The following is a 12,492-nucleotide window of genomic DNA, read 5'->3' as shown; positions in this document are numbered from 1 at the left end:
CCTCTGGCAAAATAGATAACGGCTCGCGCGGCGCGTCCTTGCGGCGCGCTGCGGCGAATAACTCAAAACTCGGGACGGATTTTGGGTGTCAGGCCAGAGGAGGCGCGCGGGATTGGAAGACGCAAGTGGTCCGCTCGCAAGCGGGCAGCGTGGCCTCGATGACGACCGGGCCGGTGCTGAGGGTGGAAACGGCCAGCGTCAGCGGCGAACTGGTGATGGCCGCGGCCATCTGCGCCACCGACACGCATTCCGCGCAGACCTTGTGGACCGCCACGCGCTTGCGGTGCTCGGCCTGGTCTTCGTCAGTCAGCTGGACATTTTGCTGCTCTGCGCCGCTCCAGTGGGTATAGACGTGGGTGATCCCGATCTGCTGCGTCAGGAGCAGCAGAAGCGCGAGCAACACATGAACTATTGGCGGGCGGCGAATCATGGCCGATATTCTAGCGTGATAAGATGGCGGGATGCAAACCTCCATCGCCGAATCTCAAATCCGCTCGACCGGCGCGCGCGTCACCCGCCAGCGCGTGCTGGTGCTTGATTTTTTGCTCACGCAGGACAAATCGCTGACCCATCACGAGATCCAGTCCCACCTCGCGCGGCAGGCGCACGCGGAGCTGGACCCGGTCACGCTGTACCGCGTGCTCGAATGGCTGACCGAGCATGAGCTGATCCACCGCATCGCCGGCGCCGACCAGGTGTGGCGCTTCAGCGCGGGCGCCGGCCACCACGCGCACGAACACGCGCACTTCCAGTGTACCAAGTGCGAACAGGTGACCTGCTTCACCAACGTGACACTGCCGCGCCAGATCGAACTGCCGGAAGGATTCGAGACGCAGGAGATCGATTTCCTCATCAAGGGTACTTGTCCTAACTGCAAGCGCAAGTGATGTTATGATGCGCGTCCATGAAAAAGACGCTCATCACCCTCGCCTGCACGCTCGCCCTGAGCGCGTGCGCCCCGTTCGCCCAGCAAAAACCGGCTGGCTCTGATCTCACCGTCGGCAGCCTGCGCTTCATCGGCGAACAACGCCTGCCGTGGCGCCACCAGTTCCAGGGCACGACAGTGGGCGGTCTGTCCGGGATCGACTACGACGCCGCGCGCGACGAATGGATCATGATCAGCGACGACCGCTCGCAATTCAATCCGGCCCGCTACTACCGCGCCAGGCTGTCCTACGACGAGCGCTCCTTCAAGTCGGTGGAGCTGACCGGCGTGGCGACGCTGCTGCAACCAGATGGCAGCGGCTATCCGTCGCGCGAGGAATACAAGCGCACCAACGGCGTGGTGCCGGACCTTGAAACCCTGCGCGTCGATCCGCTCGATGGCAGCATCTGGTATGGCAGCGAGGGCGATGTCGCGCTGTCGCTCGATCCCTTCATCCGCCGCGCGGCGCCGGATGGCCGTTACCAGGACACGCTGCCGCTGCCGCCGCTGTTCACCGTATCGAAGGAGAACAAATTCGGGCCGCGCAATAACCAGAGCTTTGAAGGCCTGAGCTTTACGCCGGATGGGCGCAGCCTGTGGGTATCGCTGGAAGGCCCAATGTATCAGGATGGTCCGGAGCCGACGCCGCTGCACGGCGCGGTCAACCGCATCACCCACTTCACGCGCGATGGCAAGGTGCTGGGCCAGTATGCCTATCCGCTGGAGCCGATTCCAGCCACGCCGGGCAAGGGGAAATACGCCGACAACGGCATCTCGGAGATTCTGTCGCTGAGCCAGAAGCGCATGCTGGTGATGGAACGCGCCGGCGTACAGGCCGATGACGGTTCGTACAAGGATTATGTACGCATCTACGAGATCGACACCGAGGGCGCCAGCGACGTGCAGCACCTGCCCACCTTGAAGGACGCCAGCTACACGCTGGTGAAAAAGCGCCTGGTGCTGGATATCGGCGACTTACATTTGCCGATCGTCGACAACCTCGAAGGCATGTCCTTCGGTCCGCGTTTCGCCAACGGCCACGCCAGCCTGGTGCTGATCTCCGACGACAACTTCAGCAAGACCCAGGTCACCCAACTGCTGCTGTTCGAACTGCTGCCCTGAGGCCTCGGCGATGACCGGCGGCGACAGGCAGTTGTCGCAGCGGCAGCACCGTTCAAAGCCCGGCACCGGATCGCCGAAGTAATCGAGCAGCAGCTTCCAGCGGCAAAATCCGCTTTGCGCGTAGCCGATCATGCGCTCCAGCTTCTCGCGATCGAGTTCATGCTTTTCGTCCGGCGCCTTGCTCTTCATGAGGAAGAATTTCTGTAGCCGCGTGTCGTCGTGGTAGTACAGCAGCGTGCATTCGGCATCCTCACCATCGCGCCCGGCGCGGCCGGATTCCTGGTAATAGGCTTCCAGATTGCCCGGCACTTGCAGGTGGATGACGAAGCGGGTATCGCTCTTGTCGATGCCCATGCCGAAGGCGTTGGTGGCCACCATCACGCGCCGCTCGCCGTTCATGAACAGCTCCTGATTCTCGCTGCGCTCCGCCGCTTTCAGCTTGCCGTGATAGAGGGTGACGCTTTCGCCGGCGTCGGCCAGCAGTTGATACGCCTCTTTCGCCGCCTTGACGGTGGCGGCGTAGACGATGCCCACGCCCGGCGTGGCTTGTACCAGTTCCAGCAAGGTGGCGTTCTTTTCGTCCGGATTGGTGACCTGGCGCACGCGATACTGCAAATTGGGCCGGTAGATGCCGGTGTTCACCACCCGCATGCCGGGCCGCCCGAGCTGGATGCGGATATCGGCGATCACGTCGTCGGTGGCGGTGGCGGTCAAGGCCAGCACCTGCGGCTGGTCCAGCGCCGCCAGCGCCACGCCGATTTCCAGATAGGCCGGCCGGAAGTCATGGCCCCATTGCGAAATGCAATGCGCCTCGTCGACCACCAGCAGGCCGACACCGGTTTGCTGCAACAGCGCCTGGAATTCCGCCGTGGCCAGCCGTTCGGGCGTGCAGAACACGATGTCCTTGCCGGCGTTTTCTATCGCTTGCAGGGCTTCCTGCTCATCGCTGCGCGACAGGCTGCTGTTGACCTGGGCGGCGCTGGCGATACCGGCCTCCTCCAGCTTTTCGGCCTGGTCCTTCATCAGCGCGATCAGCGGCGAGACCACCACCGTCAGGCCTTTTTTCATCAGCCGCGCCGGCAACTGATAGCATAGCGACTTGCCGCTGCCGGTCGGCATCACGGCCAGCGTATCGCGCCCGGCCAGCACGGCGTCAATCACGCGGCGCTGGCCGTCGCGCAGCGCCTCAATGCCAAACACCTTGCGCAGCAAGCGTTGGATCTGGAGATTTAGTGAGATAGCCATGCGGCCAAAGTAGCAAGGAACACAACGCGCGACTGTGCGGCAGCGCACGGCGCTGGCGGTGTGGGCGGCGGATCTGTCATACTAGCGCTTTTAGAGGTTATCCCAAACAACGATGGACCCGAGACGCGAGCATGTCAGGCGCCTGCTGCAAGTAGACGCCTACATCACTGACATTCATGGCAAGAACACCACCACCGTGCAGATCATCGATATCTCGCGCATGGGCGTGGCCTTTGTCAGCGACCGTCCGATGCCCGTCAACCAGCAGTTCGTGCTGCATTTCAGCTTTCCCGGCAGCGCCATCCGCAACGAGATCACGCTGACGGTGCTGCACAGCGCCCCGGTCGGCACCCACGGCCGCTTCCGCAATGGCGCGCGCTTCCTCACCATTTCCGAGGACTGCGCCGAGCGCATCTTCGAATACGTCACCACCGCGCCGGCCTGAGCCGGCGGCCGATGCTTACCAGCCGATATCCCTCAACAGCGGGAAGGTCAGGTCGAACGGCGGCCTGACCTCGTGCTTCAGGTCGGCGTTGATGGCCGGCTCCATCAGCTGATTGGGCGTGGCACTGGTATCGTAGTGCGACACCGACGACCCCGGCTGGTTGGGGCGCGGCGCGTACATCAGCACCCGGCCCAGCGCATCGGTGCCGGCGCGCACCGCCAGGTTCACGCCCAGATTGGCAAACAGGCCGGAATGCGTGCGCGTGCGCCTGGCCAGCGCCTGCTTGAGCGCCAGCCCATCCTCCAGCGTGATGCGCACCGCCGGGATGACGATGCGCGCATCGCTGCCACCCAGCCCCGGCGGCGGCGCGCCCGGCACGTTGTCCGCGATAATCGCGCCGATGGCGCCGGCCTCCTGCACATTGCGCACCTTGACCACGAAGGTGCAAACGCCGCGGTCAATCAGCGCGATCTTGCCTTTCACCGCCTGCGCGTTGATAGCGGACAGCGGCGCGCAAGCCAGGCCCAGGTCGGGCGACGTGTCGACCACCGGCATTACTTCGCCGGTCAGGCCGGGCGAACTGAGTGGCGGACCGAAGGCGGCGGTGCCGATCTGGATCACGCCCGCCACCTCGGGCGGCGTCAGCAGCGTGAGGATGGGCGTGCCGGCTTGCAGCACCAGCTGCGCGGCGTTAGTCACCCGTACCCCGCTCCACACCAGCTTGCCGGACCTGACGGCCGAGGCCGCGCGCCCGGCGTTGCTCATGTCCTTCCACACCTTGCCGGTGCTGGTGTCGAGCAGGAAGTAATCCCAGATGCTGGGAATGCCGGCCAGCAGCTCGCCGGTCTGGTCGTCGGTGTAGGTCTGGAAGCCGAGGCCGTGGGCGAATTCGTGCAGCAGCACCGTCACCAGGTCGGTGTTGGCGCCATGGTTGTTGTCCAGCCCCAGATAGAATGGCGAGCCGGTGAAACAGCCCGGCTGGCCGAGGTTGACGTTGAAGCGCGCGCGGATGTCGGGCGTGGCGGGATCGGCGTCGAAGCCGATCAGCTTGTTGGTTTCGGCCTTGCCGAACCAGGCGTTGCGCTGCGGGGCTTCCGGAAAATCGGCAAACACCTCCAGCGCGCCGGCGCTGCCCAGCACGGCGGCGGTATCGGTGCAGGGCAAGGCTTCCCACGTGGCCAGCACGCGGATCGGCACGCCGCTGTCCAGCGTCTCGCCCCATTTGCTGGCGGCGGCCTGGAAGGCGTTGAGGCGCTGCGCGCCCAGCGTGGTACCGGTGTTGCCGCCGACCGGAACGGCCGGCGTGGGGTCGTTGAAGCCGCTGCCGGGCGGGTCGCCGTTGACGATGGTGATGGTGGCGGCGGCCCAGCTGGCGGAGGCGATCAGCATGGCCATGATGGCCGTCAGCAGGGTTTTCATTTCAGTTCTCCCGGCGCCGGTTCGCAACTTTCGCTGATGCTGCCGTCGGGCGCCTTGCGGGCCATGGCGTAGCGCACCTGGCGGTCGTCCAGCATCAGGCTGACGCCCCCGCCCTGCACCGGACGCGTCGCCGGGCGCGCTTGCCGCACCAGCGGCGCCGGCGCGCGCGCGGCCGCGGTCAGCAACGCGGCCTGCTCGGGATCGGGGCCGGTCAGCTGGCCGGTGACCGGGTCCTTGTAGGCCATGAAACCGCCCTGCTCCGGCCTGGACGGCGGCGCCGGCTGGTTCACCACCTGCACATGGGGGAAGCGCATGACGCCGTCGGGCGCGGCCTGCGCCGCCGTGCCGGTGGCGGCCAGGCCGGCGGCCAGCAGCCAGTTGCGGCGCCGGCGGCGCGTCCGCGGCGGCGCCATCAGCGCCAGCGCGCCCAGGCACACCAACGCCACCGTGCCGGGGGTGGGGATGGCGTTGATGCTGACCGTGTCGATGCCGATGTAGTTGCCGTTGAGGCTGGTGTCATCGACCACATAGCGGAAGGCATAGCGGCCGCTGGCCGGCGCGGCCAGGCCATTGATCAGCAAGCCGCGGTCCTGCCAGCCGGTATCGGTATCGGATTCAAAAGCGCCCAGTAAAGCGAAGTCGGCAAGGTCGGTGCTGCCTCCCTTGCTGCTGAAATACACCTCCACCCGGTCCAGCACGCCCTCACCAAGCAGGCGCAGCGAGAAGTTCAGCGATTCGCCATTGGCCAGCAGCACTTGCGGCGTCAGCAGCCAATTACTGACCGTGCCGCCGAACGCGGCGTTGTTGAAGTTGGCAGCGAGGTAGGAATCGGCCGGGCCGGCGGCCGCCGGGAAGAATGCGGGATTGCCCTGGAACCAGCCGGTGCTGCCGGGCGGCGCGCTCTGATTCAGCAACACCCAGCCCCCAGCCGGCAGCGCGGCCACATCGTTAAAACCTTCCGACAACAAAGGCGCCGCAACAGCAGAGCAACTGGCGGCGACCGCAAGCAGTCCCACCAGATATTTCATCAGGTCCATATCATCCCCCAGGGTATCGTCACACGGCTCAACTTGCTGTGGTTAGACAGCACAAGCCGAAAGGGGGTTCCCGGAAAACGATAAAAAAACCTACCTGGGCCAGCCTGCGGCGTAATGGCGCGTCTGGAATTGAAGAATGTCGGCGTAAAACGGCATGATGTCGCAACTGGAGTGCCACTCCCTAGCGAGCGGATCGTTTAGATCCGGATCATCGCAAGGCGCCGCCGGCTTGTACGGCAGCAACGCGGCACGCAGCTTTCGACTTTGCTCTGCCGGGAGAACACTAAAATGCGCCAGCGAGTCTGAAAAATAACCGACGTCATTACGAAATGGCCCGTCCAGTGCGCCCAGATCTGGCAGCAAATCGTAATACCAGATAGCTTTCGCAAGATAAATAATATATTCATGATCGACACCGTGCAGTCCATTTTGCGCGATATCACTTAACATCTTCTGAGCTGGCGTCATTATCCTTCCTCCTTTGCCATTGGAGTTTCACATAAGCGATTGTGCCGGCCAAATTCCTGCCAACATAGTATTGCGACGCCTCGGTCGCCAAGCGTTCAAACTCATCCCATGAGGCAGAAGGTTCCTGTAGCAATACCAAAATATCCTCGACGTCCACCACCGATAAACGGCCAAGCTTGGATATAGCAACATCCATCGGATTTGGCAGCCAAACTGTCAGCGGCGATGCGTCCGATTGGCCTCGTTCCAGCTGCGTTGCGCGATCCTGATAGTCCATGTGCAATGGACAAAGCGTCGTATTGAATCGGCGGTCTATATTCAATCCAACTTCTCTCCCCGCAACACTTCTGTAGGCTACCGCCGGCAACTCGCTCAACACCAGCAAGACGTCATCGCGATGAATTAAATTGTAGTCAAATTCTGCGTCAAGATCTTCACTCACACGATTGCGTTCGTACATGTGCACGGCGCAACCGCCAAACAAATAGGCACGCACCGCGCCACTGGGCAAGCCTGCCGCGGCCAGACGATCGCCCAGATCGTCAAACAGTCTCAAGATGGCTTCGGTAAAGGATTGCATATGACCTCCCGCGCGAGAGGCCATCTTGTGCCGCGAATCAGGCCATGTATTGATCCACCTCAGGCCAGCGCGGTGTCGATGCGCAGGCCGGCTTTGAGGGTGAGGGTGACGGGAGTCTTTTCGGCGATTTCGGCCATGCGGGCTTTTTGCTGATCGTCCACCGCGCCGCCGATGGACAGCGTGCGGCGGATCAGCATGGCGCCGTCGTCGCCATGGGTCAGGTGCAGGTCGACGTCGACCGCGTCCACCGGCCACCGCTTGCGGTCGGCGTACATGCGCAGGGTGATGGCGGTGCAGGCGCCCAGCCCGGCCAGCAGGTAGTCATACGGCGCCGGACCCGCATCCTGGCCGCCGTTGCGGGCCGGTTCGTCGCCCACCAGCGCATGCCCGCCGACCTCGATCCGCGTGGTGTATTTGTCCTTGCCGATATGCGCCACGCCACGTGCCATGCTGTATTCCTCTCTCTTTGTAAAGCCAAGGTAAAGAAGCGTAAATGCCGTTATTTACCCTGTAAGCCGCTGATATAATGTCAACTCTACCGTACGATGACGGCGTGCCGTCGATAACATGCAAAAGATACTGCTTACCTGCTGCCTGACCGGCAGCGCTATTCTGCCAGCTTACGCCCAGACCACCACTCCCGAAAAGCCAGCCGCAAAGCCAGCCACGACCACCAAGGCCAAGGAAGCCCCGGCGGTCGTTCCCGAGGTAACTGTTTCCGCCGAGCGTCCCACCAACCGCATCGACCGCCAGGTCTACGATGTGAAGTCCGATGTGTCGAGCACCAACGGCACCGCCGCCGATGCACTCAACAACGTGCCGTCCGTGAACGTCGATCCCGACGGCACCGTCACCCTGCGCGGCAGCACCAATGTGCAGATCATGGTCGACGGCAAGCCTTCCGCCATGCTGCAAGGCGAGAATCGCGGCCCGGCCCTGCAAGCCATGGCCGCCGACGATATCGAATCGGTCGAGGTCATCAACAATCCCGGCGCCCAGTTCGGCAATGAGGCCGGCGGCGGCCCCATCCTGAATCTGGTGATGCGCCGCAACCGCAAGCCGGGCGGCTTCGCCACCGTCAACGGCAACGCCGGCACCGCCGGCCGCTACAACAGCGCCGTCAACGGCACTTACAACGAAGGCCCGTGGGGCTTCCAGGGCAGCGCCAACGTGCGCCACGACGGCCGCAACTCGGTGGCCGACGTCACCCGCGACCGCCTCGACCCGGCCACCGGCCAGTTCGTGCACAGCAGCCAGCAATCGTCCGGCCGCGGCCTGAACGACATGGCCATGCTGAACGGCCAGGTCAGCTACAACCTCAGCCAGACCGACACCCTGACCGGCAGCGCCAACTACAGCAGCCGCACCAACGACCAGCGCGCCAGCGACCACTACATCAACGGCGCCACCAGCCTGATCCCGGCCAGCGACTACGTGCGCAGCACGGTGCGCACCGGCGACAGCAAGAACTTCAGCTGGGGCGGCCGCTACGACCACAAGGGCGAGCTGCCAGGCGAGACGCTCAAGATCGACCTGCGCGTGTCGGCCTCGGAAAACGAGAACACCAGCGCCTACAACAACGACTACAGCGCGCCGGCCACGCCCGACACCCGCGCCAACCAGTTCAGCCAGAACAGCACCCGCATCGCCGACTTCACCGGCGACTACGAGCGTCCGCTGTGGGGCGGCACCGCCAAGGCCGGCTACAAGGTGGCCACCAACAAGACCAGCTTCGACACGCTGTACACCGACATCGACCCGGTCACCGGCGCGGCCACGGTCAACACCGGCCGCACCAACGCCTACGAGCTGGACGAAACCGTGTACGCCCTGTACGGCAGCTACCAGATGCGCCTGAACGAGCGCTGGGGCGCGCTGGCCGGCCTGCGCGCCGAGTACACCGACATGGACATCGACCAGATCACCGGTGGCGTCAAGGCGGACAACCACTACATCAACTACATCCCGAGTTTCTTCGCCACCTACAAGGCGACCGACACGGCCAACATCCGCTTCGCCTACGCGCGCCGCATCCGCCGTCCCAACGCCAACGACCTGAATCCGTACGTCACCTACCGCGACGAATTCAACGTCTCCTCGGGCAATCCCAATCTGAAGCCGACCAAGACCGACTCGTTTGAAATCGGCTACGAGACCAAGTTCGGCGGGCTGGAAACCAATCTGCGCGGCTACTACCGCAAGGACACCGACGCCATCGTCGACTACCGCTACTTCGTCGCCCCCAACGTGCTGCTGACCACGAAGGCCAACGGCGAAGGCAGCCATTCGAGCGGCCTGGAATTCACCGTGAGCGGCAAGCTGACGCCGTCGCTGACGCTGAACACCAGCGGCAACCTGATGCGCGCCCAGCAAAGCTTCTACGACGACACCGGCGTGCTGGTGACCCGCACCGCCAATTCCCTGAGCGGCCGCGCGCGTCTGAACTATCAGTATGACGCCGCCAACCAGATCCAGATGGCGCTGCAAATGATGGGCAAAACCTTGTCCGGCCAGGGCTACCGTTCGCCCAACCACACCTTCAACATGAGCTGGCGCCACACCGTCACGCCGCAGCTGTCGCTGGTGGCCAACGTGACGGACCTGTTCAATACCAATAAGATGGAGACGGTCATCAACAGCGCCACCCTGCGCGAGACCAGCACCCGCCGCTTCGACGGCCGCGTGTTCTACGTCGGCCTGTCGTACCGCTTCGGCGGCGCCAGTGCGTCGGGAGAGAAGGAAGAAGGCGGCTGGGGCCCGCGTCCCGGTGGTCCGGGTGGCCCAGGCGGCCCGGGCGCCGGCGGCCCGCCGCCCGGCGCCTGATTACTTCACCACCGCCAGCTTCTGGCGCTTGCCGCCCTTGAAGGTGAAGATGGTCAGCACGCCGTCGCGGATGTCGCCGCGCTCGTCAAAGGAGATGTTGCCGGTCACGCCCTTGTACTGGATCCTGGCCAGCGCCGGCAGGTACCTGGCCGGGTCCGGCGAGCCGGCTTTCTGCATCGCGGCCACCATGACCATCAGCGCGTCGTAGGTGTACGGCGCATACGTCTGCACCTCGATACCGTACTTTTTCTTGTAGGCCGCGCGGAAATCGGCCATGCCTTTTTCCTGCGACGGCTCGACCCCGCCCGCCTCCGCGCAAATCACCTGTCCGTCGCTCATGCCGTCGCCGGCCAGACGCGGCACCGAATCCGAGCACATGCCGTCGCCGCCCATGAACTTGATCGGAAAGCCCAGTTGCTTCATCTGGCGCAGCATCGGCGCCGCCACGGCGTCCATGCCGCCGAAGAAGATCATGTCCGGCCTGGTGGCCTTGATGGCGGTCAGGATGGCCGTCATGTCGGTCGCCTTGTCGTTGGTGAACTGGGTCGAGACGATGCTCGAACCGGTCGCCGCGCCGGTGCGCTTGACGGTCTTGCTGAATTCATCGGCCAGACCCTTGCCGTAAGCCGTGCGGTCATCCACCACCGCGATGCGCCTGGCCTGCATGCTCTGCATGGCGTAACGCGCCAGCGCCGGTCCCAGTTGCTCGTCATTGGCGATGTTGCGGAAGGTGGTGTTGTAGCGCTGGCGCGTGTAGGCCGGCGAACTGGCCGACGGCGTGATCTGCGGAATGCCGGCGTCATAGTACAGGCGCGAAGCCGGAATCGTGGTGCCCGAGGTCTCGTGGCCGATCACGCCCTGCACCCTGGCGTCCACCAGTTTTTGCGCCACGGTGGTGGCCTGCTTGGGATCGCCGGCATCGTCTTCGGCCAGCATCACGACCTTGTATTTCTTGCCGCCGATGAGTACACCCTTGGCGTTCAATTCTTCCACCGCCATGCGCGCGCCGTTTTCATTGTCCTTGCCAAGATGGGCGATCGGGCCGGAGGTGGCGGCCACGTGGCCGATTTTGATGATGTCTTCCGCATGTGCGGCGGCGCCCGCAGCGCCGATAAAGGCCAGCGCCAGCGCGCGGCAAACTGTTTTTGTTGTGAACTGCATAAAATCCTCATTAATCAAGACCAATAGGATACCAGACGCCTCGCACGATTGCTCCAGAGCCCCTCGTCGGCCGCCCAATTGAAGTAGAATAAATCTTTCCTAACGAGAATCAGCATGAATATCTCGCGTCGCATTTCGCGCTCCCAGCCCCTGGCCACCACCGCCATGCACGGACGGGCGGATGCCATGAAAGCGCGCGGCGAAAGCGTGATTGATTTCTCCATCGCGATCTCCCATTTTCCCGCGCCGCAGGCGGTGCTGGACAGCGTGCGCCAGGCGCTGCAACAAGCCACCCTGCCCTATACCGCCGTCGGCGGCGACGCCAGCGTGCGCGCCCGGCTGGCCCATCACGTGGCCGCCGCCCACCGCATTCCCGCCACGCCGGCCGAGATCCTGATCACCAATGGCGCCAAGCAAGCCCTGTATCAGGCGCTGTACACGATGGCCGATCCGGGCGACGCCGTCATTATCTTCAAGCCTTACTGGCCGGCCTATGTGGCCACCTGCAAGCTGCTGGAGCTGGAGCCGCTGCTGGTCGACCTGCCGGCGCAGATCACCGATGAGATACTGGACAGCCTGCCGCCGGCACGCATCCTGATCATCAACAATCCGCACAATCCGACCGGCAAAGTACTGAGCGAAGCCGAAGTGGCCCGCATCGCCGCCTGGCTGAAGCGCCGCGGCGCCCGGGTCATTGTCGACGAAAGCTATGACCAGTTGCTCTTCGAGGGCCGCCATACCAGCTTGGCGGCGCGCGCGGACTGGCGCGAACTGGGCGTCGTCACCCTGTACTCGGTGTCGCAAAGCCACGCCATGATGGGCTGGCGCGCCGGTTTCGCGGTGGCGCCGGCGCCGCTGGTGACCGCCATGGAAACGCTGCAAGGCCCGATCACCGCGGCCGCGCCGATGCTGACACAGCTGGCGCTGGCCGCCGCCATGGAAAGCGGCCAGCCGGCCGCGATGCTGGCCGATTACCGCCACCGGCGCGATCTGGTGCTGGACCTGGTGCATGGCTTGCCGTGGCTTTCCATGGCCCGTCCCGCCTCCGGCGCCTACCTGTGGGCCGACATCTCGCCGCTCACGCGCGACACCATCGGCTTCTGCGAGCAGTTGCTGAGCCAGCGCGGCGTGGCGCTGATGCCGGGCGAGGCGCTGGGCGCGCCGGGCCACATCCGCATCGGTTACATCGGCGGCGATCTCGCCACCCTGCGGCGCGGCGTACAAGCCATCATCGACTTCGGCAACCAGTTGTATCAAGCGGCCTGAC

General features: G+C 64.3%; 12 protein-coding genes and 1 pseudogene. 5 read left to right on the top strand and 8 right to left on the bottom strand.

The features are described 5' to 3' along the window. Positions 1–88: 88 nt before the first annotated feature. A complete protein-coding gene (locus GM676_RS00625) occupies positions 89–430 on the bottom strand; it encodes a hypothetical protein (RefSeq protein ID WP_155461449.1) in 342 nt (113 codons plus the stop codon). 31 nt (positions 431–461) lie between these two features. On the opposite strand from GM676_RS00625, the gene GM676_RS00620 reads away from it, so the two are divergent. After that, positions 462–887 carry a Fur family transcriptional regulator gene (locus GM676_RS00620; RefSeq protein WP_155461448.1) on the top strand — a complete coding sequence of 142 codons (426 nt, stop codon included), beginning with the start codon at positions 462–464 and terminating at the stop codon, positions 885–887. A 17-nt stretch (positions 888–904) separates the two neighbouring features. Then, a pseudogene (locus GM676_RS31935) lies at positions 905–1,939 on the top strand (esterase-like activity of phytase family protein); the annotation flags it as partial. Here the strand turns inward: GM676_RS31935 and GM676_RS00610 are convergent. Next, positions 1,901–3,292 (bottom strand): RecQ family ATP-dependent DNA helicase, encoded by a 1,392-nt coding sequence (locus tag GM676_RS00610; protein WP_155461446.1) that lies wholly within the window; start codon positions 3,290–3,292, stop codon positions 1,901–1,903. The pseudogene GM676_RS31935 and the gene GM676_RS00610 overlap by 39 nt on opposite strands. Before the next feature lie 112 nt (positions 3,293–3,404). Here GM676_RS00610 and GM676_RS00605 point away from each other — a divergent pair, with 112 nt between their 5' ends. Beyond that, complete coding sequence (locus tag GM676_RS00605) at positions 3,405–3,737, top strand: PilZ domain-containing protein (RefSeq protein WP_155461445.1); 333 nt, start codon at positions 3,405–3,407, stop codon at positions 3,735–3,737. Between the two features lie 15 nt (positions 3,738–3,752). Here GM676_RS00605 and GM676_RS00600 read toward each other — a convergent pair whose 3' ends face one another. The 5 genes from GM676_RS00600 to GM676_RS00580 all read right to left on the bottom strand — a co-directional run bounded on the left by GM676_RS00600 (position 3,753) and on the right by GM676_RS00580 (position 7,690). Further along, positions 3,753–5,156 (bottom strand): PA domain-containing protein, encoded by a 1,404-nt coding sequence (locus tag GM676_RS00600; RefSeq protein ID WP_155461444.1) that lies wholly within the window; start codon positions 5,154–5,156, stop codon positions 3,753–3,755. Then, positions 5,153–6,193 (bottom strand): choice-of-anchor J domain-containing protein, encoded by a 1,041-nt coding sequence (locus tag GM676_RS00595; RefSeq protein ID WP_155461443.1) that lies wholly within the window; start codon positions 6,191–6,193, stop codon positions 5,153–5,155. Before GM676_RS00595 ends, GM676_RS00600 begins: the two co-directional genes overlap by 4 nt. Positions 6,194–6,283: 90 nt before the next feature. Beyond that, positions 6,284–6,661, bottom strand: coding sequence for a hypothetical protein (locus tag GM676_RS00590; RefSeq protein WP_155461442.1), 378 nt, complete (start codon positions 6,659–6,661; stop codon positions 6,284–6,286). Then, positions 6,633–7,241 carry a DUF6036 family nucleotidyltransferase gene (locus GM676_RS00585; protein WP_155461441.1) on the bottom strand — a complete coding sequence of 203 codons (609 nt, stop codon included), beginning with the start codon at positions 7,239–7,241 and terminating at the stop codon, positions 6,633–6,635. The genes GM676_RS00590 and GM676_RS00585 overlap by 29 nt, the downstream gene beginning before the upstream one ends. Positions 7,242–7,300: 59 nt before the next feature. Further along, positions 7,301–7,690 (bottom strand): OsmC family protein, encoded by a 390-nt coding sequence (locus tag GM676_RS00580; RefSeq protein WP_155461440.1) that lies wholly within the window; start codon positions 7,688–7,690, stop codon positions 7,301–7,303. A gap of 118 nt (positions 7,691–7,808) precedes the next feature. On the opposite strand from GM676_RS00580, the gene GM676_RS00575 reads away from it, so the two are divergent. Then, positions 7,809–10,064 (top strand): outer membrane beta-barrel family protein, encoded by a 2,256-nt coding sequence (locus tag GM676_RS00575; protein WP_155461439.1) that lies wholly within the window; start codon positions 7,809–7,811, stop codon positions 10,062–10,064. Here the strand turns inward: GM676_RS00575 and GM676_RS00570 are convergent, their stop codons facing one another. After that, a complete protein-coding gene (locus GM676_RS00570; RefSeq protein WP_155461438.1) occupies positions 10,065–11,225 on the bottom strand; it encodes a branched-chain amino acid ABC transporter substrate-binding protein in 1,161 nt (386 codons plus the stop codon). It abuts the gene before it with no gap. A 114-nt stretch (positions 11,226–11,339) separates the two neighbouring features. Here GM676_RS00570 and GM676_RS00565 point away from each other — a divergent pair, with 114 nt between their 5' ends. Then, a complete protein-coding gene (locus GM676_RS00565) occupies positions 11,340–12,491 on the top strand; it encodes a pyridoxal phosphate-dependent aminotransferase (RefSeq protein WP_155461437.1) in 1,152 nt (383 codons plus the stop codon). Position 12,492 lies beyond the last annotated feature (1 nt).

Origin of the sequence: Duganella radicis, from assembly GCF_009720825.1 — a bacterium.
Taxonomy (GTDB): Bacteria; Pseudomonadota; Gammaproteobacteria; order Burkholderiales; family Burkholderiaceae_D; genus Rugamonas; species Rugamonas radicis.
Note: the sequence above shows the minus strand (reverse complement) of the source record. Positions and strands in the feature narration are given on the sequence as shown.